This is a genomic window from Shewanella oncorhynchi, assembly GCF_030848765.1.
GTDB classification, from domain to species: Bacteria; Pseudomonadota; Gammaproteobacteria; order Enterobacterales; family Shewanellaceae; genus Shewanella; species Shewanella oncorhynchi.
On sequence record NZ_CP132914.1, the window covers coordinates 3,426,908 to 3,449,936 of the forward strand.

General features: G+C 45.8%; 21 protein-coding genes. 9 read left to right on the top strand and 12 right to left on the bottom strand.

Annotation, left to right across the window (positions count from 1 at the left end; translation table 11 throughout):
• Positions 1 to 172 precede the first annotated feature (172 nt).
• The 4 genes from RA178_RS15390 to RA178_RS15405 all read right to left on the bottom strand — a co-directional run bounded on the left by RA178_RS15390 (position 173) and on the right by RA178_RS15405 (position 3,168).
• On the bottom strand, positions 173 to 601 hold the full coding sequence (locus RA178_RS15390; RefSeq protein WP_306682627.1) for a PaaI family thioesterase: 429 nt from the start codon (positions 599 to 601) through the stop codon (positions 173 to 175).
• Between the two features lie 62 nt (positions 602 to 663).
• Positions 664 to 2,373 (bottom strand): FAD-dependent oxidoreductase, encoded by a 1,710-nt coding sequence (locus tag RA178_RS15395; RefSeq protein ID WP_006085189.1) that lies wholly within the window; start codon positions 2,371 to 2,373, stop codon positions 664 to 666.
• Positions 2,374 to 2,409: 36 nt separating this feature from the next.
• Entirely contained in the window at positions 2,410 to 2,841 is a 432-nt protein-coding gene (locus RA178_RS15400) for a transcriptional repressor (protein WP_306682630.1), read from the bottom strand.
• Between the two features lie 45 nt (positions 2,842 to 2,886).
• Positions 2,887 to 3,168, bottom strand: a complete 282-nt coding sequence (locus RA178_RS15405; protein WP_006085187.1) for a DUF134 domain-containing protein — start codon at positions 3,166 to 3,168, stop codon at positions 2,887 to 2,889.
• Positions 3,169 to 3,423: 255 nt separating this feature from the next.
• On the opposite strand from RA178_RS15405, the gene RA178_RS15410 reads away from it, so the two are divergent.
• The gene (locus tag RA178_RS15410; protein ID WP_261272188.1) at positions 3,424 to 3,666 is read left to right on the top strand and encodes a hypothetical protein; all 243 of its coding nucleotides are present in this window, start codon (positions 3,424 to 3,426) and stop codon (positions 3,664 to 3,666) included.
• A gap of 110 nt (positions 3,667 to 3,776) precedes the next feature.
• Here the strand turns inward: RA178_RS15410 and RA178_RS15415 are convergent, their stop codons facing one another.
• The 3 genes from RA178_RS15415 to RA178_RS15425 form a co-directional block, all read right to left on the bottom strand.
• Positions 3,777 to 4,286, bottom strand: coding sequence for a YgjV family protein (locus RA178_RS15415; protein ID WP_220592436.1), 510 nt, complete (start codon positions 4,284 to 4,286; stop codon positions 3,777 to 3,779).
• A 139-nt stretch (positions 4,287 to 4,425) separates the two neighbouring features.
• Positions 4,426 to 5,037 carry a Crp/Fnr family transcriptional regulator gene (locus RA178_RS15420; RefSeq protein WP_259563934.1) on the bottom strand — a complete coding sequence of 204 codons (612 nt, stop codon included), beginning with the start codon at positions 5,035 to 5,037 and terminating at the stop codon, positions 4,426 to 4,428.
• A 23-nt stretch (positions 5,038 to 5,060) separates the two neighbouring features.
• A complete protein-coding gene (locus RA178_RS15425; protein WP_261272189.1) occupies positions 5,061 to 5,687 on the bottom strand; it encodes a fumarylacetoacetate hydrolase family protein in 627 nt (208 codons plus the stop codon).
• 207 nt (positions 5,688 to 5,894) lie between these two features.
• Between RA178_RS15425 and RA178_RS15430 the strand changes: the two genes are divergently transcribed.
• Positions 5,895 to 7,922, top strand: a complete 2,028-nt coding sequence (locus RA178_RS15430; RefSeq protein WP_261272190.1) for a methyl-accepting chemotaxis protein — start codon at positions 5,895 to 5,897, stop codon at positions 7,920 to 7,922.
• Positions 7,923 to 8,078: 156 nt separating this feature from the next.
• On the opposite strand, the gene RA178_RS15435 is transcribed toward RA178_RS15430, so the two are convergent.
• On the bottom strand, positions 8,079 to 9,092 hold the full coding sequence (locus RA178_RS15435) for a succinylglutamate desuccinylase/aspartoacylase family protein (protein WP_006080925.1): 1,014 nt from the start codon (positions 9,090 to 9,092) through the stop codon (positions 8,079 to 8,081).
• 127 nt (positions 9,093 to 9,219) lie between these two features.
• Positions 9,220 to 9,798: a MarR family winged helix-turn-helix transcriptional regulator gene (locus tag RA178_RS15440; RefSeq protein WP_306682638.1), complete on the bottom strand. Its 579-nt coding sequence runs from the start codon at positions 9,796 to 9,798 to the stop codon at positions 9,220 to 9,222.
• A 230-nt stretch (positions 9,799 to 10,028) separates the two neighbouring features.
• Here RA178_RS15440 and RA178_RS15445 point away from each other — a divergent pair, with 230 nt between their 5' ends.
• Positions 10,029 to 11,234 (top strand): MFS transporter, encoded by a 1,206-nt coding sequence (locus RA178_RS15445; protein ID WP_306682639.1) that lies wholly within the window; start codon positions 10,029 to 10,031, stop codon positions 11,232 to 11,234.
• A 99-nt stretch (positions 11,235 to 11,333) separates the two neighbouring features.
• On the opposite strand, the gene RA178_RS15450 is transcribed toward RA178_RS15445, so the two are convergent.
• Positions 11,334 to 11,897, bottom strand: a complete 564-nt coding sequence (locus tag RA178_RS15450) for a PhnA domain-containing protein (RefSeq protein WP_006080922.1) — start codon at positions 11,895 to 11,897, stop codon at positions 11,334 to 11,336.
• Positions 11,898 to 12,031: 134 nt separating this feature from the next.
• Positions 12,032 to 14,251, bottom strand: coding sequence for a TonB-dependent receptor domain-containing protein (locus RA178_RS15455; protein ID WP_306682640.1), 2,220 nt, complete (start codon positions 14,249 to 14,251; stop codon positions 12,032 to 12,034).
• 336 nt (positions 14,252 to 14,587) lie between these two features.
• Here RA178_RS15455 and RA178_RS15460 point away from each other — a divergent pair, with 336 nt between their 5' ends.
• Positions 14,588 to 15,301, top strand: coding sequence for a DUF2461 domain-containing protein (locus RA178_RS15460; protein WP_306682641.1), 714 nt, complete (start codon positions 14,588 to 14,590; stop codon positions 15,299 to 15,301).
• A 78-nt stretch (positions 15,302 to 15,379) separates the two neighbouring features.
• Here the strand turns inward: RA178_RS15460 and RA178_RS15465 are convergent, their stop codons facing one another.
• Entirely contained in the window at positions 15,380 to 15,976 is a 597-nt protein-coding gene (locus RA178_RS15465; RefSeq protein ID WP_306682642.1) for a TetR/AcrR family transcriptional regulator, read from the bottom strand.
• A 196-nt stretch (positions 15,977 to 16,172) separates the two neighbouring features.
• Between RA178_RS15465 and RA178_RS15470 the strand changes: the two genes are divergently transcribed.
• From RA178_RS15470 to RA178_RS15490, 5 genes are all read left to right on the top strand, one after another.
• Entirely contained in the window at positions 16,173 to 16,799 is a 627-nt protein-coding gene (locus RA178_RS15470; protein ID WP_306682643.1) for a glutathione S-transferase, read from the top strand.
• A 78-nt stretch (positions 16,800 to 16,877) separates the two neighbouring features.
• Positions 16,878 to 17,546 carry a glutathione S-transferase family protein gene (locus RA178_RS15475; RefSeq protein ID WP_306682644.1) on the top strand — a complete coding sequence of 223 codons (669 nt, stop codon included), beginning with the start codon at positions 16,878 to 16,880 and terminating at the stop codon, positions 17,544 to 17,546.
• Positions 17,547 to 17,785: 239 nt separating this feature from the next.
• A complete protein-coding gene (locus RA178_RS15480) occupies positions 17,786 to 19,177 on the top strand; it encodes an RsmB/NOP family class I SAM-dependent RNA methyltransferase (RefSeq protein ID WP_306682646.1) in 1,392 nt (463 codons plus the stop codon).
• A gap of 288 nt (positions 19,178 to 19,465) precedes the next feature.
• Positions 19,466 to 19,627 carry a hypothetical protein gene (locus RA178_RS15485; protein ID WP_006080915.1) on the top strand — a complete coding sequence of 54 codons (162 nt, stop codon included), beginning with the start codon at positions 19,466 to 19,468 and terminating at the stop codon, positions 19,625 to 19,627.
• A 238-nt stretch (positions 19,628 to 19,865) separates the two neighbouring features.
• Positions 19,866 to 22,988, top strand: a complete 3,123-nt coding sequence (locus RA178_RS15490; RefSeq protein ID WP_306682648.1) for an NAD(P)-binding protein — start codon at positions 19,866 to 19,868, stop codon at positions 22,986 to 22,988.
• Positions 22,989 to 23,029 lie beyond the last annotated feature (41 nt).

Genomic DNA, 23,029 nt, shown 5'->3' on the forward strand with positions numbered 1-23,029 from the left:
TGTCGGCCATCACATGTGATGACCGACGCGTTAACGCCCAACTGATGCCGCTGATATTTGTTTTTTGGAAACGCTCACGTTATTAATCTGAGATTGCGATTTTATGCTCGAAGCTCTCTAAAAAGTTAATTAATTATTTAAAATCAGATTGATACACAGCTACCTAACATGGTTAATTTATTACACCTTTCTTAGGTTGAATAAATTTTGCCTTAGCAGTCACACACGCGATATCAGCCACATAAAGTGAGGCTTCTAATTGGTACATTCCCATACGCTGGCTCACGATTCGGCCGACAATTTTAATGGCATCTCCCACCTTTATTGGCGCAACAAAACGCACAGTCATTTCAGCAGTTAATGCTTTTATGCCCTGCATAAACAAACAATGGGTCATAGCGGCATCCACTAAGGAACTGGCAACGCCTCCATGTAGTAGGTTGTTATAGCCCTGAAGCTGGCGATTGACCTTATGATAACCCACAACCTGATCCTTACCGTCAGCAAAAAACTTACACTGCAACGACAAAGGGTTTTGAGTCGCGTCGCCACAGACAAGGCATTGGCTGTGGCTTTGTTTACAGTTTTGATAATTGTTCACGCTGCACCTATTTATTGATGGATGTAAATGGTTTTAAAATCCATCTTTAATGCTGTTCTTCACTAAAAACGTGCATTAACCATTTGATAAGTTTTATAGCCACCACTGAGGTTGCGTACCTTAAAACCATGTTGCACTAACATCCGATAAGCGACATGCCCGCGCAGACCCACTTGGCAAAATACGAGCAGTTCTTTGTCTTTAGGAAGTTCATTGAGCCTGTCTCTCAGTACTGGCAACGGAATATTAATCGCACCAACAATGGCACCCACTGCCGTTAGCTCGCTCGGGTTGCGCACATCGATAATGACTTGTTCAGCCGTCAGATGATCTAGTTCCTGAGAATGGCAAATGGATTCATCACCTAATAAGACGTTTGCAGCCACCATGCCGGCTTGATTCACTACATCACGCGCCGAGCCAAAGGGTGGTGCATAAGTGAGTTCAAGATCGGCTAAATCATAAACTGTCATTCCTGCCCGTTGTGCTACTGCTAACACATCAATGCGTTTGTCGACGCCATCAATCCCAGCGGCTTGAGCCCCTAAAATACGGCCGTTATCAGGGCAAAACAACAGCTTTAGGGTAATGGGATGTGCTCTAGGGTAATAGCTGGCATGGCTAGCGGTGTGCACATAAATCTTTTCAAACGGAATAACTTGCCTTAGCAAACTCTTCTCGTTTAACCCCGTTGAGGCGATTGCCATATCAAACAATTTACAGATTGCAGTACCTTGGGTGGCGCGATACAGCTTATTGCCGCCAAGCATATTATCTGCGGCTAATCGACCTTGACGATTGGCGGGACCTGCGAGTGGAATAAGTATTGGATTACCTGTAACAAAATCATCAGTTTCAATCGCATCGCCTACGGCATAGATGTCCGGGTCAGAAGTGCGCATACTGGCGTCAACGTAAATTCCACCGAGCTTGCCTAAGGTTAAACCACATTCAGATGCTAAGCGGGTTTCAGGCTTAACACCTATGGCAAGGATCACTAAATCTGTAGCTAAGCTGCTGTTATCACTCAAATCTAAATGTAGATGGTAATGAGGAAACACTGGCGTATCGTAGTCATCGGTAATGTCGGATTCAGCCGGTTGAATAGGACGCTCATGAACTGCGGTCAATCCTGTTTTTAAACGTAAATCCACGCCATTATCGACTAATTTTTGATGTAGTATATTGGCCATTTCAACATCGACCGGCCCCATCACTTGGTCGGCAAGCTCTAGTAAACTCACCTCTAATCCTCGATGTCGTAGTGCTTCTGCCATCTCTAAACCAATAAAGCCACCACCGACGACAGTGGCATGCTTAGGTTTATGCAGCAGAAGGTTAGCTAACACCTTATCCATATCGGGAATATTTCGCAGGCTATGCACAAAATGACTATTAATGCCGCTAATTGGAGGTTTGATTGGCGAGGCACCTGGACTTAGCAACAACTTATCATATGACTCTTGATAGACTTCATCTGTGAGCAGATTACGTATGCTTAACTGCTTGGTTTGTCGATTAATTGCAATCACATCATTAAACACGCGCACTTCAATATTAAAACGTGATTTAAAGCTTTCAGGCGTTTGCAGCAACAAGGCCTCTCTAGACTCTATCTCACCGCCAATATGATAAGGCAAGCCACAGTTCGCAAATGAAATAAACTCGCCTCGCTCTAACATGATAATTTCAGCAGTTTCTGATACACGTCTTGCTCTTGCTGCTGCAGATGCGCCACCAGCAACACCGCCTACAATCACTATTTTAGTCATGTTCTTCTCCAATAAAATTAACGAATAATATTTCGTCTATCTACCCGATTTGCTCTCAAGCTTTCGCTTACAATCAAAACAGTGACCATAAATATTAAGGCTGTGATGATCGATACTCATACCGTGACGTTCAGCTGCTAACCATAAACGTAAGTCAATCAAAGGATCGGCAAACTCAACTAACTTGCCGCAAGTTAAGCAGATTAAATGCTCATGACGCGGTTTCCCATTGAGCTCATACATCGCATTTTCAGACTCAAAAAGCCGCCTTACCACTAAGCCGGCTTGTTCGAAATGCGCCATGATTCGGTACACAGTATTGAGGCCCATGGTCTCGCCCTGCGCATTTAACCCCTGATAGATATTTTCGATGGTTAAATGTTGCTTATCGACTTGAGTTAAAAACTTAAGCAACTTGCATCTTTGAGTGGTGACTTTAAGGCCCGAGTCTTTCAATACTGCTTGCATTACACTTACCTAGACACGTCGATACGCGTTACCAGTGTTCAATACTCAGTTGATATTGTTTGTCATCAGCGCTTTACCGTTGATTAAGCTATCAACCACCTTATACCTTGCCCCTTTAACTAAATTCGCCAAGGTTTGACGTGATACACCCATTGATTTAGCCGCTTCCTGTTGCTGCATGCCGAGTAAATCAACTAAGCGCATAGCCTCGATTTCGTCCTCGGCCAGCGGCACCTGCTCTAACTGTGTCATAGGAATGCCATTAGGCTTAAAACAGATATTGGCTCTTTGGCCACAAATAGTTCTGGGGATTTTTGGTCTGACCATGTTACACCTCGTTTATAGCATATGCTATTTATATTCGGTATAGTTCCCATATGCAACCTATATCAGTAGACGAGGAAAATGCTAAAAGCGGCCTAAGCCATGAAAGCACCGTTCGCTGTTTGCATTTGAGCTTTTCAATATCACCTAAACTCAGGCTATAATCGCCACAACTAAGGAAAATGCCGATTGACAGCGTCGTGAGTTGCTCATTTTTAAGCCATATCATTCACTCAATTTTTAAGGATTTCACTGCCGATGACAACAGCGTCTACTAGCCCCTTTGCCGTGTTAAATCAAACCACTGCAACCTCGTTTAATGAACAGAAAAATCTGATTAAACGGGTATTTAAAGGTAAGCCAGTGCAATGTCCCAGCTGTAAACTGACACTTAAAGTGATATTGCCTGAGCAGGCAAAAGCCGAACAAGCGGCAGGAATTTACTGTGCCAAAGGCTGTACTGATATCGAGCTGGATATGGAAGCCGTCGCGGGACTCTAGCTATCCTAGATTAATCACGCACAAAGATGCTCTTCACATCAACGCCAAAACGACTATGCAAGCGCTAAAAATTTAACCTCTCAGTTAAGGCTAGAGATGACCTTGGCTGATCACGGAAGTTGCTTAAGCCGCCCGCGAAAATAATGCCGATAATAGCCCAGCAAATTACTGCCAATAAATAATATCTCCATCAATACCGCCACGGGCGATCCCACTAAGGCATTGTGAACAAGCCAAAAACTGGTTCCGACTATCATCAGTAATCTAAGATCTTTATCCCTTTGACAGAATGCGGCGCGGGTTTGAAACAAGGTACCTATACAACTGATCACTGTCGTTATGCCATTGAAGGTCACGATACTCATTGCCACTGCTGCGCTAGAAAAACACCACATGGCCACCTTTGACGTCGTAAACATGCTGGTGAGATAACGCACTGTGGCTATGCCCATTAAGCCTGCAGCAGTCCATTGCTGCAACAGACAAAAATGAATAGAAATCAGAATACCCGATACAAAAAGGCAGGCGACAATCCGCTCCCGCGCCTTAAATTGAAACGAAATCAGATCGAAGATAATGGCTATCGCCACCAAAATTTGAGACAAAGTAAACGCAGTCAACTTATTAAGCCCCTTAGCTTTAAGCAATAATGCGCACTCAGATTGCAAGCCTTACAGACTTGAGAGCGCAACTTAAGGCTCAGCATCATGGAAATCGCGCTTTAGCGCATTAACTTAAGTTAACTGGGGGCAAAAAACGTTAAAAAGAGTCTTGAAGTCGTCGACGCATACGCGACAAACTGATTGCCGTAATACCAATATAATTAGCTAGCTGACCTTGGCTTAACCGCTCAAGCCAAAATGGTGAATGTTCGCGTAAATACAGATAACGTTGCTCAGGTGTGTGCAGCAGTAAAAAGGCTTCCTTTTGTTCTTTATACAATAATTGCTGTTTAAGTAACCCTAGTTGCACGGGCTGCAGCGAAGTATCATCCAACACGGATAACGGCATTTGGATAAGTTTACAGGCGCTTAAAGCTTCTAATTGGTAACGAGCGGGAATTTGCTTAAGCCAACTGACATACAAAAAACACAATTCACCCTCGAAATAAAACTCCTTACAGCGCTCTGTGCCCTCCTGAGTATAATGGCAAGCGCGCACGATACCATCCACAACAAAATATGCCTGTGACTGCTCATTTCCTTGGCCAAGAAGCACCTCTCCCGCCGGCACGTTCAACGCTTTAAACTGTGGTAAGTAACGTTCAACAGCAGCTTGACTCGCCCCTAACGCAAGCAAAAATTGTTGCAGAGGCTGGCAAATTGACACCTGCAATACAGCAGTCTTTTTTACGTCATCAGGTTCAATCATGCGAGCTACTCAGCGATTTATCACTAAACACTTAACCATTGCCATTCGAGTAAGGGCTCAGCACTCGCTTGCAAACCCCGGCTCAGCGTCACGTTGAATACACTTTTAGCGGGAATACTTCCCACGCCCTTGGGGGTGCCTGTCATCACAATATCGCCGTCATCTAGACTGATAAACGCTTGTAGTTCGGACAATATGGTCTGAGGTTTGTAGATCATTAAATCGATATGCCCCTCTTGCACCAAGTTGTCGTTGATACTCAAGGTAAAATGCAGCGGCGCCTCTGCATAATCAATCGCCACAAACGGACTGAATAACGCTGCACCATCAAAGGCTTTTGCTCGCTCCCAAGGCAATCCCTTAGCTTTTAACTTAGTTTGCAAATCACGTTTTGTGAGATCTAAACCGACGGCGACGCTACTGAAACGGCCATTTTGAAACATAAAACACAGCTCGGTTTCATAATGCAAGGTTTCCCCTTGATGCTCAGAATGAAGCACAGTCGAAATGGCCGAGTTGGGCTTTAAAAATACCACCATATCCTCGGGGATTTCGTTACCTAATTCATGGATATGCTCAACATAGTTACGCCCAATGCAGAGAATTTTTGTCGGTACGATAAGGTTTTCACCTAACACGACTGATTTCATCTTTAATCCTTTTCAAGATAGGGTTGAAATAATTTTAAATAATAAAACCAACTAGTTAACCTAAATTAAATCTAAACATTCAATTGAACTAATCACTGTACTTATGACGAACTCTGCTACACTTAAATCAATATTTCAACGAAAACAGCGATCTAACCATTAATAAACCCATTTTACAGGGACAGTCATAGAAGAGGTTTTCGCACTATGTTAACGCTTACCATAAAACAAAAAATCATCTTTAGTTTTAGTGCAATTGGCGCGCTGCTCATCGCTGGTAGTAGCTTTTTCTACTATTCACTCTCCCAAGTACAAACCGCCTATCAAAATATTGAAACCTTAGCCGTACCCGTGCAAAAGCAGAGTAATAGCTTACAACTAGTGCTATTAAAAATGTCACGCCTTGCCACCTTAGCCCATAGTCAGCAAGACACTGCCGCCTTAACCAAAAGTCAGCAAGCATTTACCGCGCTGCAGAAGAAATATCAAAGTATCGAAAATGAGTTAATTGAGCGAGTTGCAGATCAACCTAAAATGCAGACTTCTCTAGATGAAGCACAGGCAAGATACCAAGCCTATTTGCAGCAAAGCCAAGCCATGTTTAGCGCGAAACTCGCCAATGAACAAGCAAAACGGCAGTACCTGCAACTCTTTGAGCGCTTTAACCATGCCAAGACCAACGCCAGTAATGCGATGATTGATCTCGAAACTCTTTCCATCCCCGATAATCCCACTTTACTCGAAGAAATTGTCGGCACAGGTACTCGCATTGACGACATGCTCTATACGCTAGCCAACACTATGGGGGAACTGATCCACACTCAAAGTTTGGATGTTATTCAATCGCACCAACAGGATGTCGGTATTTTACTGGGGAACCTCACCACTAACTTTACCTTTTTAAAACAACAAACTGATGGGCTTGATACCTTAGGCCTACTGCAAACATTCGAGCAAGAATATGTGATTATCAATACCTTAATCGCAGCGCCTGCCGAACTTTATAAAGTGCAGGAAGCCGTAGTTGAGGCACAACGACAAGCTGAGCAACATTACCTCGATGCCGATAAAGAGTTTAATGCGAATAATCTCGCCTTAGATAAGTTAATCAACTTAGCCGACCGCCGATTTACCAGCCTGCAAACCATCGCCAGTAATGATATTCAACAGGGTCAAACCTTAGCGATTGTACTAGCGCTGGTATTTATCATCATGGTGAGTTTTATCTCCTTCTTCACCTCCAAGGCCATGCTCAATCCCTTGGCCTTAGTGAACGGCGCACTCGCCAGTATCGCCCGAGGGGATTTATCTAAACGCATTCATAAACGCCATAACGATGAATTTGGTGCCCTAATCGATAACATGAATACCTTGAGTGACGATCTTGCCAAGCTGTTAACCAATATCAGCCAAAATGCCCATTCATTGGACAGCTCTGCCACCCAAACCAATGAGCAAGGCCAGCGCATCGCCAATGCCGCAACGGCGCAAATCAGTCGAGTCGATGAAACGAAAGCCTTGGCAGAACAGATGTTTACTAGCTCAAATCTAGTGACAGAACAGGCCAGTGAGTCGGCGAGACAAATCAGTCAAGCCTCGAAATACGGTAATCAAGTGAAGCAAATTGCCGATGATAATCGCAATAAAATTGCCGAACTGAGCGCCCGTTTAAGTAGCTCAGTTGAAGTCATGTCTCGCTTGAGCATTCAAAGCGATAATATTGGCAGCATTTTAACCACCATTAGCAGCATTGCCGAACAAACCAATTTGCTGGCACTGAACGCCGCCATTGAAGCCGCCAGAGCGGGGGAACATGGTCGTGGTTTTGCCGTCGTGGCCGATGAAGTGCGATCACTTGCCTCACGCACCCAAGCCGCCACCGCCGAAATTCAAACCATGATCACGGCCCTGCAAAAAGAAACGTCCACGGCAGCCGATGCAATTACTACGGGGCAAAATCAAGCAAATGAGTGTGTCGGACAAAGCCAAAATCTGCAGGATGCTATCACCCACATAGAAAGCACTTTGCATACACTCAATGACATGAGTCTAGAAATCACCCACGCCGCCCATGAGCAGCTAGATTACAGTCAACGTATTGAATCAAGCATGAGCGAGGCGGCGCAAGCAGCGGATCAAAATGCCAATGAAGCCATGGACATGGCCAAACGTAGCAACGAAGTCACCACGCTTGCCCACTCACTCACCAGCTCAGTGGAACGGTTTAAACTCTAGTGAGTTTAGATATTTGGGAATGTCGAAAATGGCATTCGTAGGATGACTAGGCAGAAGTTAGCGAAGTAAAAATAAGCACTTAAAAAGGATCACAGAAGTCGCAAAACCATCTTAGCGACTTCTGTGGCTGTATATCCAATGCCAACAAGTCTGCGGTTAAGCATATTCCATCAAAAATTCATCGAGCTGTTCATTGGCCATTTCAATTTCGTCGCCTTCAAACTGGGCGATATGGAACATGCCCTCGCCTTCGTTAGTAACGGGAATATTGCTGATCCCTATGATGATGCCGTCGGTTGGTGCACGAATCGCCACACTGTCACCGCCGTGGGGGCTGACGATATGGGCAATGATATAACCCTTAGTCACCCGCTGGCCGAGCTTGAGCTTCATATTCACTAAGCCGTCGGATTCGCTGCGCACCCAATAACTGCGAATGGCGCTAACACTCGAGCCCTTATTGCTTACCCGTCCCTTCAACATGCCTAAACTGCGCATCACATTGAGCACGCCCTTGAGGCCGGATTTTATCGACAATTCACTGAAACGTAGCGCCTCGCCCGCCTCGTACAAAATGCACGGAATGCCCTGCTGATTAGCATAACCCCGCATCGAAACACTGCGCGCTTTTGAATGCATAATCAGCGGTGCACCAAAGGCATTCGCCATGGCCAGCATAGTCTCATCGCTGGTATCACAGCGAATTTGCGGCAAGTTGTCTCTGTGAATCGCGCCCGTATGTAAATCAATCACATGGGTTGCATGGACTAATAACTGAGTGGCAAAGAGGTTGGCTAACCGGCTTGCTAGTGCCCCTTTACTGGAGCCTGGGAAGCAGCGGTTGAGATCCCGCCTATCGGGTAAATAACGGGATTGCTGAATAAAACCAAACACATTCACAATCGGCACCACAATCAAGGTGCCCGTCAGATTCTTGGGATTGACTCTGGCTAATAGTCGCCGACAAATCTCGATACCATTGAGTTCATCCCCATGAATGGCGGCGCAAACCAGTAAAGTTGGGCCGGGTTTGGCCCCGTGAAACACTTCAACATGAATATCGAGTTGCGTATCGGTATACAACTTAGCGGCGGCCAGCTTGATCCCCAATTGAGTCCCTGCTGTGACTCGTTTACCTGCTAATTCAAATGCTTCACGTCTTTTTACCATGGCAACTCCCTTGTACTATCGAATGTTGTCCCGCGCGGCTGACTCATATTGGCTAATAGCGCTCGGCTATCGCTTATCGCCAGATGTCTAACACTAGAAACTAAAACTCACGTGAAGTTTAAACGATTTATTGCGGCTCAAATTGGTTCAGCCAAGATTTTAAAACCTGCAACAACATAGGCCTATCTTCAGCGCTCACGCCCGCTAACAAGGCACTCTGACATTGAATATGCTGCGGCAATGCCTTATCAATGAGCGCCTTTCCCTCGGCAGTTAACGAAACATGGACGGCGCGGCGGTCTTCCTTACTGTGCGTTCGCGCTATCAGCCCCTTATTCTCGAGTCTGTCTAAACGGCTCGTCATAGCGCCTGAACTTAGCATCATGCTCTGATAAAGTTGCGAAGGCGAGAGTGTAAACGGCTCTCCCGAGCGCCTTAACGTCGCGAGCACATCGAATTCCCCCTGACCTAAGCCAAATTCGGCGTGGCATTGCAGCAGTACCACTTCGATATATTTCGTTAAACGAGCGATTCGCCCGAGCACAGCCATAGGGATCAAATCCTCAGTCACCCCTTGCTGTTGCCACTGTTCAACAATTCTATCGAGACCATCTTCTTTAGTATTCGAATCTACTTTCTTTTTATCCGTAGAACTCGCGTTAGTATCCGCAGGACTGGCATTAGTTAGCGTCATTTTAGCTGTCATAGGTTTATCTCAATATAAAGATTCTTTACATCATTCTTTACATCTTAGTCATTTTCTCGCAGAATTAAAATATCTTTATATCAAGATACATCTGAAAGAGATTCTTTTTGAATTGTAGTGATGCAGTTTCAACCTACTGTTGTTGAAAGGAAATCATCATGAGTATGCTAAATGCTGCTACAAATCACTTTTTCAGCAAATCAAACTCAGCTTATTTTTGGAGACAATCCATGCGATCCCCCCAGACAGAGAAAGCGAATTTATTGCTGCTCGGACTCGCGTTCATCCTTATTGGTCTAAATCTACGTCCCATTCTCGCCTCCGTTGGGCCTTTACTGCCCAGCATACAAAAGGATATCAGCTTAAGCTTTACCTTAGCATCTATGCTGACATTGCTGCCCGTGCTCGCCATGGGACTGGGTTGTTTTGCAGGCTTTAGTATCGCCAAACGTTTAGGATTCAATACCGTAATGACAGGATCATTGCTACTGCTGATCGGCGCCACTGCAATGCGCTTCTGGGCGATAGATGCCAATTGGCTTATCTGCTCGGCATTACTGGCAGGGGTCGCAATCGCCCTCATTCAAACCATAATGCCCGCCATGATTAAGCTTAATTTCGGTGAACGGGTGCCCTTAATGATGGGGCTTTACGTCACCGCCATTATGGGTGGCGCGGCATTAGCGGCGAGTAGCGCACCTTTTATCGGGATGAACTTAGGTTGGCGCGCGGGTCTAGGTCATTGGACTTGGTTAGGCATATTCGCACTCGTGCTGTGGCTCCTGATTAAACATAAAGCCGCATTACCGAGCCAAGCAAAAGAGCAAGCTTTGCAACTTAACTTTTGGCGTTTTCGTCGCAGTTGGCTATTGGCGATATTTTTTGCATTAGGCACAAGTTGTTATGTCTGCGTACTTGCATGGTTAGCCCCCTACGCAGTCGAGCTAGGTTATAGCCAAACTCAATCGGGATTAGTGTTAGGTTTCTTAACCAGCATGGAAGTGATCGCGGGCTTAGTGTTTCCTTGGCTTGCCAGCAAGTCAACGGACAGACGCGCTATTATTGCCCTACTGTGCTTACTGCAACTCATCGGCTTTATGGGACTTGCACTCGCCCCTCAAGTGTCGCTATTTTTATGGGCAGGACTTGCGGGATTAGGCATAGGCGGGATTTTTCCACTCGGATTAATTGTGACTATGGATCATCAACAAAATCCGATGTTAGCGGGTAAATTAACCGCCTTTGTACAAGGTGTGGGTTATACCATTGCCGCCATTTCGCCTTGGATTGCTGGATTAATTCGCGATAATTTCAATAGCTTTAACAGTGCGTGGTTATTGCTCGGTGGCATAAGTCTGATGGCGTGGATACTATCTTGGCAATTTAATCCGCAGGGCTATGCACGCCAATATCAAGTCACCCGCTGCGTATCTTAACTCTCTAATTCAAAATAAAAAAACCGCCATGTCGATTAACGAGCATGGCGGTTTTTTATGGTGTGCGGCTCGATAAATCGAGCCCACACTAGGTTCAACTTAAGACTTTTTAACGAAGCACGTCAGGATCACAATGCGAGTACCGTTAACACGGCCTTCAATGTGCTCTGGGTTGTTGGTCAAAGCAATGTTACGCACAGCTGTGCCGCGCTTAGCCACAAAGCTAGTGCCTTTCACGTTTAAATCTTTGATGATCACGACCGTATCGCCAGCGTTAATCACGGCACCATTACTGTCTAACGTTGGGGTAGTGTCGTCACCTGCGGCGGCAACTTCAGCATCGCCCCACGCTTTTACATCGTCTTCAAGGTAAAGCATATCCAGTAAATCTTGCGCCCAGCTTTCGCCATTTAAGCGCTTAAGCATACGATATGACATCACTTGAACTGCCGGTACAGGGCTCCACATGCTGTCGTTCAGACAACGCCAGTGGTTCATGTCCATGGTATCCGGTGCCGCAATTTGGCCACTGCAGGTTTCACAAATCATGATCTCATTGTCACGGCCATCGGAGGCTGGCAGATCATAAATAGAGAGTTCGATCTCGCTGCCACACAGTTCACACTTGCCGCCACAGCGACTTAGCAATTCATTTTCAGTCATTTTTCTGTTCTATATGCCTAGTAAAACGCGGATTATGCCATAAACTGGCTTTTTTCGGCAGGGGGCTTAAGCAATATAACCCTATTTTTTATAAGTTTTATAAACCGCGCCCACACTGACTTGGTGATTAATCTTTAAAATTCATAGGCTAAACTCAAGCGAACATCGCGCCCCGCAGCGGGTATCCCATCGGAGAGAAACGGCACCACTTGCAGATTGGTGAGGTTTTTCACCATCAAACGCACGCTTAAGCCCTTTAAACTGGCTTGAGGTTCATAGGCGAGATACACATTCTGCAGGAAGTAATTCTCGCTCGGCGATTCGGCATTAAAGATATCGCCGTGGGGAACATTGGTTTGCGCATTATACCAAGCGCCCTGCCAAGCGATAGAAATGTCATCTGTGATATACATGCCTAAACGCAAACGAATATCGAGCGGGGCTATGTTAGCTAAATATTCATCGTCATCTTGGCTGTCTCTGAGTGACCCATTGTGCTGTCCTTGCAGCCATGAAACCGCAAGATCACTGAACACATCTTGATAGCGATATTGGGCTTCAAAATCGGCACCGTAAATATGGTAACCATCAAGATTTGTATAACCACTTTGAATTAACTGGGTTTTATCAGACTTAGCTCCGCGGCGCTGGGCAATATCATCACGACCTAAATTGGCAAACAGGGTGATTTGCGTCGACAAGGCATCCTCATTGGCAAGTACATGCTGATGCTGCGTCATTAGGCCTAATTTGAAGGCATGTAAGCGTTCGACATCGATGTCGCGACTCGTACCGGTAATGCTGGCTTTGGCGTATTGCACGGCATAAATCTCATCCACCACAGGGGCTTGCAGACTATAGGCGTAATCAAAGTTTAACCGAGCATAGTTTGTCAGTTGGTAATCTATGCCTAATCTTGGTGAGAATCCCGAGTGGTGAGTCGAGCTATAATCGTGACCCGCGTTGATGTCGTTATAATCTGGCGCAATATTTGGCCGACCTATGCTGTAGATAAAATCATATCGCAGCGAGGGAGTGACGGTTAAGTCGTTGGTGAGATGAATCGCATCGCGAACATACACGGCATATGTGTCTTGGCGACCTTCGGGTTGATAATAAGGTGTGTACCAGCCAAAGTTTTTCTCAGGATTCTTCTCATAACTCTTGTTAAACACAAGCGAAGTACGGTCGAGACTGCGGTACTGCAATCCTGTGGTGATCTCATGGTCACCAATCAAGCTCAAGTTGTTAATATCAATGTAGTCACGTTTATAGTCTAGCCAAGATTCGTGACCGAAGTTGCCTACGGAAACCGTCATTTTCTCCCACGCGATATCGGGTCTTACCCAGTGGCGTGCATTCGCCGAATGGGAAATCACCACTTGGGTATCGATCAGGGGATTACTCGGCGAATAGCGATAATTTGCCGACCAAGTGTTGTCTTCATAGGTGTTGTAGGCGGTTGTGGCATACAGAGCCTGCTCGTAGGAACCGTACTTTTTGATGTTGTAGTCCGAAATTGCAGGCATAGGGCCACGGCGGTTAGCCCAAGGTTTGCGGCCCTCATCAAGATAATGGGTCACGCTCAAGGCTAATTGGTGATCGCCCTGCGCATAATCCATCTTACCTAGGTAGTTATCTTGCTCATAGCCCGAATATTCAAACTCTTCACCATTGGCTAAAGTGACATCCCCCGCATCGCGACGCGTAAGATGCAGCAAGCCAGATAGATGTGAATTCACGCGGCCATAAACTGTCCCCGTATAACCCATAGCGTCATTATTGCTGGCGTAGCTGGTTTTGACTCGCGCGCCAAGGGATTGATCATATTTAAGAAAATCATCAGCCGATTTAGTGACCACATACATGGCACCACCAAAACCGCCATTGCCCGAGCGCACGTCATGGGCGCCTTTGATCACTTCCACTCGTTTGATGAGGTCAGGATCGAGGAAAAATGAGCCGTAGCGATACTGCTCAAATCCCACCGGAGCATTATCCACATAAACGTTAAAATCTTCAGTCTCGCCAAAGCCCCAGATATTAATCCGCTCACCGCCGCTGCGGGTACCACCATCGATATGCGCCCCCGCCATATCATCGATCACTTCGGCGAAAGTTGTCGCCTGCATCTCCTCGATTTGATCCATGGAAATAATCGCTTCACCGGGTTTAGCGACTGTGATAGCCCTGCGATATTGCTGCCCATGAACCTGCAGGATCTCAATCGGCTCAACCTTAGGCTCGCCCAATACCTCAGCGGCGTACAACGGCATTGAGGGCAATATACATAATCCCATAAGCGACAGATTTCTATTCGCTTTCCACTTATCACACTTAGGCAGGCAACCCATTCAACGTCATCCTATTAACAAACCAATCTAAAAATAGGGCGGCATTATAGGCACTAACGAGAAAGATAAGAATAGTTCTCACTTAGCTTTACGTGTAAATAACCGACTTATTGAAAACAAGGTAGAAGCGGCACAATGCAAAAATTTAAGTGAAGATCTTGCCGAAGGATGGCAGTATTGGCACCCTATTTGGCAGTCTTAACTATCGTGTTTTAACTATCGTGAGTAAGAACGGGCAGGCGATACGGAAGGATATGTCAGCAACTCACCTTGCTCCTCAATCGACATTAATACTGCTTGTGCTCGGTTTATCTGCATTAATAAGGTTCCCTGATAATGGCCACTCTAACAACTAAAATCCCCATCGCGACTGGTGTAACGTTCAGCGCTGCGAGCCTGCAATTTTTAAATCAACTGGCACAAAACAACTCCCGCGACTGGTTTAAAGCCCATCAGGCGGAATACGAAGAAACAGTGCGAACGCCTGCACTGCAGTTTATCGAGCAAATGCAGCCCAGTATCCTCGCCCTCTCGCCTAGGCTCACTGTCGTACCAAAAAAAGTCGGCGGCAGCTTGATGCGTCCCCAGCGAGACAGCCGTTTTAGCAAAGATAAAACGCCCTATAAAACCAATGTCGGCATTCAATTTCGCCATTTTCAAGGTAAAGACGTACATGCCCCGGGACTGTATCTACATATTGCCGAAGATGGCTGTTTTATTGCAGCAGGGATTTGGCACCCAGAATCAAAAGCCTTAAATGCCATTCGCACTTGTATTGATGAGAATCCTAACGGCTATAAAAAGGCGCTACAGACCTTACAAGGTCATGGATTTAATATGGATGGCGACAGCTTAACTAGACCACCAAAGGGATTTGATAAAAACCACCCTATGCTGATAGAGCTAAAACGAAAAGATTTTATCGCAGTTAAAAATATCGCCTTTGAGGAACTCTGCCGTCCAGATGCAGCCAGTTTTTGTGCCGAGCAGTTTGCACACTGCACTCAACTGATGGCCTATCTGTGTTTTGCGCTGGACTTGGACTTTTAGAAATAGACTTTTAAAAAATAGATTTCTAAAAACATGGCCTAGGCAAAACCTAGGCCAATCAAACTATGTCATTTGCAGTTATGCAGTCTGATTAGCACTCAAACTACGTAAATAGTCTTGCAATACAACAAACGCATTGTCTAACAACTCATATTCGCCCGCCTTGCCTAACACTCTAATCCCTTGTAATTGCAGCACTAAAAAAGCAGCAACTTGATGTGGTTGCACATGGGCTAATAGCTCTCCACGCGCTTGGCAAACTTGTAACACTTGGGTGAATGAGGTCTGTAATCGACAAAATAATCGCTGACATTCCTGCAGCACACTTTCATCGTTAAGGCTCTTTTCGAGCACGGCATTTTGCATAAAACAGCCATACTTTTGCTCCCGCTGCAAAGCAACAAAGCGCGCTAAATAAGCTTCTATTTCAGCCAAGCCCGCTTTTTCATGCAGCAAAGTATCTGAAGCGCCAAAGGAGTAATAATCAAGGTAAAAACGGAGGCACTCGCGGTAAAGATTCTGCTTGTCGCCAAAACTGTTATAGAGACTAAATCGATTAATGCCTAAATGGCCGACGAGATCGGAAATCGAGGTTTCGGCAAAGCCCTTTTGCCAAAAAAGCTCCATCGCCAATATGAGTTTTTCTTGCCGATCAAAATTACAACTCCGTGCCATAGCCTGCGACCTAATCTCTTGAATACGCGTTCACGATCAGCTTCACCATTCCTCTTTACTACAGAAAGTTGAGGGGTAAATCATTCTTGACTGTTCGTTTAGATATGGCGTAAATTCTAACCTAACCGAACGTTCAGAAAAAGCCTTATGTGCCCGAATCGAGCATAAAGCACTGATAAAAACTACAGGACTTTAGATGAAACTCTACGAATTAGCTCCGACTCCCAGCGCACGCCGCGTCAGTATTTTTCTTGCGGAAAAAGGCATAGAAGTGCCAAGAGTGAACGTCGATATCCGTGGAGGCGAGAATTTAAGCGCCGAGTTTAAAGCCAAAAGTGTAAATGGCCGCATTCCGCTGCTCGAACTCGATGATGGCAGCTACCTGTGTGAATCTGTTGCCATTTGCCGCTATTTAGACGAAATCCACCCGAGTGAGCGTTCACTGTTTGGTAATACACCGCTTGAGCGCGCCAAAGTAGAAATGTGGCAACGTATCATAGAGTTACAAGGATTAATGGTCGGGTTTCAAGCCTTTCGTAATTTAAGCGGTGTCTATAAAGACAGGGAAAATTGTGTCGAGTCTTGGGGCGTAGAATCACGCCAAAGGGTCATTGACTTCCTACCAACCTTAGACCAACAATTGAGCAAGTCAGCCTTTGTGGCAAGCGATGAATTCAGCATTGCCGATATTTCGGCTTACGTTTTTATCAGCTTTATTAAGAATTTAGATATTGAAGTCACTGACAGCTTGCCGCATCTCAAGGCTTGGTTCATCACTATGGCGCAGCGTCCTGCCATAGTATCGTTAACCCCTAAAAAATAGCGGCGCTAATGCCTGATAATGAATATTCATGGGCACTAAAGTGAGTAGCTATAAGCGTTATAACCTAAAGGAATCATCATGATAGATTTATACACAGCCGCGACCCCTAACGGTTTTAAAATTTCCATCGCACTGGAAGAAATGGGACTTGAATATCGCGTCCATAAATTAGATTTCAGCACCAGTGAGCAAAAACAGCCCGAGTTTATCGCCATCAATCCCAATGGTCGCATTCCCGCCGTTATCGACCGCGATAACGAGGATTTTGTGGTATTCGAATCCGGTGCTATTCTGCTGTATCTCGCCGAAAAAACAGGTAAATTCCTGCCAGCCGATCCTAAAAAGCGCTCACAGGTGATCCAATGGTTAATGTTCCAAATGAGCGGCGTCGGTCCCATGATGGGACAAGCCAACGTATTCTTTAGGTACTTCCCTGAAAAAATCCCCGCAGCAATTGACAGGTATCAAAAAGAAGGTCGACGTTTATTCGAGGTTATGAATACTCAACTAGCTACAAATCAATACCTTGCTGGTGACGAATACACGATTGCCGACATCGCAACTTGGCCTTGGGTGCGGATCCACGAGTGGAGCGGCATCAATATGGAAGGTTTGACCCATTTGCAACGTTGGTTAGATGAGTTAGCACTCAGACCTGCTTGCCAAAAAGGCATAGTTACGCCGCCACCGGTGGAAATGAGCGATGAAGAACGGGCTAAGCAAATCCAAAAAATGGTGACGAAATAGTCACCTTCCAAGCGGTAATTGAGCGAATAGCCTGCAAATAACCCTTTGGTACTGAATGCACCATGAGTCTCAGTGACTCAACCACAAAAAGCCCCGCAAGTTGATGCTACTTTGGGGCTTTTTTTCTGCCTGTTATCGGGCAAAACTGCTACACTCTGCGCCACTTATTTTTCCCCTCTGTTACAGTTATGCCTCCTACATAAGGCGCAGCCACAGAGAGCATAATTCAGGCTAAATTTATGGGTAATCCAAGCAGCTTCTCTTCCGGTAAAGCATCCAACTCAAACACATCGTCAGCATTAAATGCAGAGGCGAGCACCCCAGCGCAAAAACGTGCGCTCAGTTACGCCAGTACAATTAAGCAATTATTCGATGAAATTCAAAGCAGTAAAATGCCCGCCGACCGTATTCTGGCCAACTACTTTAGAGAACATAAAAAACACGGCTCGAAGGATCGTAAAGTCATCCGTGAATCCTTATTTAGTCTATTTCGTTGGTGGGGTTGGTTTCAGCGAATAGGCGATCAACAAGAATCAGCGACTTATTTTGCCAGCCTAAGCGCCAGTGCCCTATTGGAAGCTCACGCATGGCAAGATATTGCTAGCGCTTGGCATGAGTTATCACAATCGCCCATCGATTATCAGCAAGCTCAAGCACTTACCGTTGAAAGTCTCGACGACAAATTGGCACTGATACAGTATTTATTTCCCGCGACTGAGTTTAAATCACAGGATTTATTACCCGACTGGTTCTGGCAAGTGTGCCCTGTAGATACGGCGCAGCAAACCCAATTAATTGCTGCTATGTCTAGTCGCCCACCAATTTGGGGCCGCGCACAGGGGATCACTAGCCAAGATGCGGCGACACAACTGCAAGCGCTTGGCATCGATGCTAGTTATGGTCATTACTTTAACGATGCGATTAACCTTGGCAGTAAGAGTATGAATCTTAATGAAATCGCCCTGTATAAAGACGGTAACATTGAGATCCAAGATTTGGCTTCACAGGTCATAGGGCAAATTTGCGCGCCAGAACCCGATGCCCATTGGTGGGATGCTTGCAGTGGTGCTGGCGGAAAAACCCTGCAACTGCGCTCTTTGATGCTGACCAAGGCTGCTGATACTCAAACACCCTCTACGGGCAGCATTATATCGTCAGATATTCGCTCCAATGCCCTAGAAGAACTCACTAAACGCGCCCAAAGAGCTCACTTTAACGGTATTAGCGTTGCCCGTTGGAAGAGCGATGCCCTGCCGGTACCTGCGGATCATTTCGACGGTGTGTTAGTCGATGCCCCGTGCAGTTGCACTGGGACTTGGCGACGTAATCCCGATATGCGTTGGTTGGATAGTGTTGAGGCCGTGGCCGATAAAGCCGCGTTACAGCTCGATATTTTAAGCCGCAGTAGCCGCGCAGTTAAAGCGGGCGGCGTACTCGTTTACGCCACGTGTTCCTTGTCGCCGCTCGAGAACCAAGACGTGGTGACGGCGTTTTTAAAGCAACATCCAGAGTTCACGCTCACGCCGATACGCCATCCTTTTACGGGTGAACAAACAGAAATGTTGACCGTTTGGCCCTTTGAAGCTAATAGTGATGGTATGTTTGTCGCGCGTATGCTGCGCGTCAAGTAACACTAACTCATTATTTTGTATCAAAACTTGGCGCCTTTCATTCTGGGCGCCAGTTTCAATCATATAATATAATTTCTGATGATAATTACACTTATCCTTTAATTATCATAAAGATAACCAACGCACTCCCCATTAAAATCTCAGATACGGCCATTTCAGTGGCAAGATATAGCCTTTGGACAAAACTTTTCACCATCAGTGATGAAATATTTCGCTTTAGCTTCATCTCACCTTTGGGTAAAAAGATCGGGTGCTGCGAATGGCACAGGTATTTTTGGAATTTTGACCATGTCACACTCCTATGAATTTGACGACGATGATGCGCCATGGGGCGATAACGTCAAAGGTAAGCAAAAGAATAAACGCGTGAAACAGCGCCGCAGAGATACTAAGCGACGTTACTCGGACGATAATACAGAGGTGGATTTCTACCAAAATAAATCGAAGTAACTAAATCTAAGTACCCTTGCTCTCACGGGTTTGTTTTACAAATTCGTTCTGTGCTAAACCTGCCAAATCTGAGCAAGTTGGATAATATCCAACTTGCTACTCAACCCCCGTTATCACCTCTCAAATACTTAATCATTCCAGTGTAAAATCAATGGGCTTAATTGCTTATTTGCCCTATGCTTTTTGGGCTATAACTCCCAAATCATTGGACTTACACTGAAATTTAAGGATGAACGCCATGGAAAAACAGCGCCCCGACTTTATTTATCCCCAAGGCAGTATGTTGATGCACTCGCCCTTAGTGCTAAATAAAGCCAATATGTACGGTTTTTTTCTTAAGGGGAAACAGGAAAACCTGCAATGCTCTATCGATAAAACCCTGAATCAAGTTGCCGGTAGCGCAATGTATTTTAAGGTGCTGTCTCCCTACGTACTGACAACCTTCACTCAAATTGAAAAAGCCTACTCCGCTTATCCAGAGGACAGAGCTAAGGGCTGGATCCAAGAAACGGACATCATCACTTGGGTCATGGTCGGGCGCCAAGATAGCAGCGACAGTAAACAAATCAGCCAAGTGTATTTTCAGCCGCTACACATTTGGGTGAACGATGCCATGGCCTTAATTAATGGCAGAGAACTCTTTGGTTATCCTAAGTATTTATGTGAATACACTATGCCAGCGGTTGGCGAGCCTCTGACGCGATTATCCCTTGAGACCAAAAGTTTTTTACATTTCTCACCCGAAACCGAACTTGCCCTGCATCCATTAATTGAAGTGAATTGCGATGCCAAACCCGAGGCACAGCTTTCAACCCTTGAAGCGATAGCTCAAACTTGGCAACTCTTTAAAGAACAAACCGATTTTATTCCAGAACTTGACCAGCTTGGCGAAGAACAGCTATTTCATCTGTTATTTAAACCCGCTATCGATCAAGTATTTCTAAAACAGTTCCCCGACTCGTCAGGGCAAAAAGCCATTTATCAAGCCATCGTTGCCGCGCCAGCCCAAGTGAATAAAGTGCACAGTGTTGCCCTGCTAAAAAATGATTTTGTCGCGACCATTTTTGATAATGCCAGCTTCCCGTTAAAAGATACGCTCGGGGTCGAGATTGGTGAGCAGCACGTTTTACTCCCTTACCATGTGAACTTCGATTTTGAAGTGCCGCCCGGCGAGGTATTAGTCGATAACTCCGAAATCAAAAAACAGAAAATAGCCATTCTCGGTGGCGGTGTCGCGGCAATGACAGCAGCCTGTTATCTAACCGATAAACCCGGCTGGCAGAATCAATATGAGATTGATGTCTATCAACTCGGCTGGCGTATCGGTGGTAAAGGGGCAAGTGGCCGCAATGCCGCTATGGGGCAACGCATCGAAGAACATGGTTTACACATCTGGTTTGGTTTCTATCAAAACGCGTTTGCCTTAATGCGCAAAGCGTATGAGGAATTGGATAGGCCAGCAAACGCGCCGCTTGCGACTTTTTTTGATGCCTTTAAACCCCATAACTTCATCGTCTTACAGGAAGAAGTTGATGGCCGTTCTGTAAGTTGGCCAATCACTTTCCCAATGTTACCAGGCATCCCAGGTGATGGCACCGAAACCCTCACCTTCTGGAAAGTCGTTAAAGTCGCCTTTGCGTGGATCAAAGAATGGCTCAAAGACATGGATGACCTGCTCGATGCAGATGAAAAAGCCATGGGAACACCTAAAAACTGGCTCGATAGCAGCTGGTTTGAACGCTTAAAAGATAAGTTAGAGGATTCGGTCGAAGATGCCAAAGAATCACTCGACGCGCTCGGTGATAAGCTTGAATGCCATTTTAATCAAATGATTGGCCGCGAGTGCGATGAGCATGTACACAGTGAAAGTGACGATGGTTTTGTAGAATCGGCCGTCGATGCCCTGCATCAAAGACTCGTGAAACGTTTTAGCGGACATTTAGATAATAATGACGAACTGCGCCACTTATATATAGCCGCCGATCTGGGGCTCACGATCCTCAAGGGCATGTTTGCCGACGATGTATTTGAAAAAGGCTTTGATGCCATCAATGGCTATGATTATCGCGAATGGTTAACCAAACACGGCGCCAGCCTTAAGTACACAGTCGACAGCGCCCCAGTGCGCGGTTTTTACGACTTAGTGTTTGCCTATGAGAAAGGGAACTTCGACAAACCTAATGTCGAAGCGGGCACAATTATCCGCGCTATGCTGCGTATTGCCCTGTGCTATCAAGGTGGCGTGATGTGGAAAATGCAGGCGGGTATGGGTGATGTTGTGTTTACACCTTTTTACGAAGTGCTCAAACACCGCGGAGTCAACTTCCACTACTTCAATCGCATCGATAATCTCGAATGCCGTAATCAAAGCGTTCAAGCGATTGAGATCACTGAGCAAGTAGCTCTGGCGCCGACTGTCACAAACTACGATCCCTTGGTCGATGTTAAAGGGCTCGCTTGCTGGCCGAGTACGCCCAATTATGAGCAACTTGAGCCTGAACAAGCGGCATTGCTTAAAGCCCATAATATCAATCTTGAACACTTCTGGAACGATTGGGACAGCGTGTATGAAACTCACTTTGGCAAAGCCCTGCCGAAAAAGCGTTTAGTCAAAGGCGTAGATTTCGACAAAGTGATCTTCGGTCTATCCATAGGTTCTGTGCCCCACGTGGCGAGTGAAGTCATGGCACAAAGCCCAGCCCTCAAGCTTTGCGTTGATAAGGTGCAAACTGTCGCCACTCAAGCCTATCAACTGTGGATGAACCAAGATCTGAATGGGATAGGCTGGCCTAATTACTCTGAAGATGGCGAGGAACCCGTATTATCGGGCTTCACCGAACCCTTCGATACTTGGGCATCAATGAACCAACTGCTAGACAAAGAAGATTGGCGCGGCTTAGAACCTAAAAATGCCAGTTACTTTTGCTCGGCATTGCCTGTCGAGGCCTATCCACCAAGCTCGGATGTAGATTTCCAACAACGGAAAACCTTAGAAGCAAAAGCGGGCGCTATCCATCAACTCAATACCGAAATCCATAAACTTTGGCAAAATGTCGGTGATAGCTTCCCTTGGAAATGGTTACACGATGAACAAGGCCGTCAAGGAGTTGCCCGCTTCGATAGCCAATATTGGCGCGCAAATGTAGACCCATCCGAGCGTTATGTCTTATCGGTAAAAGACAGCTCGCAGTATCGCATCACGACAGATGGCACAGGGATAGATAACCTGTATATAACGGGCGATTGGATAAAGACAGGCCTTAATGCGGGCTGCGTCGAAGCGGCGACGATGGCAGGAATGCACACTTCAAAAGCGATATCGGGTCATCCTGCGGTGATTAAGGGCGAAAAAGACTTCTAAGCTCGTCCTTAAATCTAGCTAAGTCGCAAACTTGGACACTG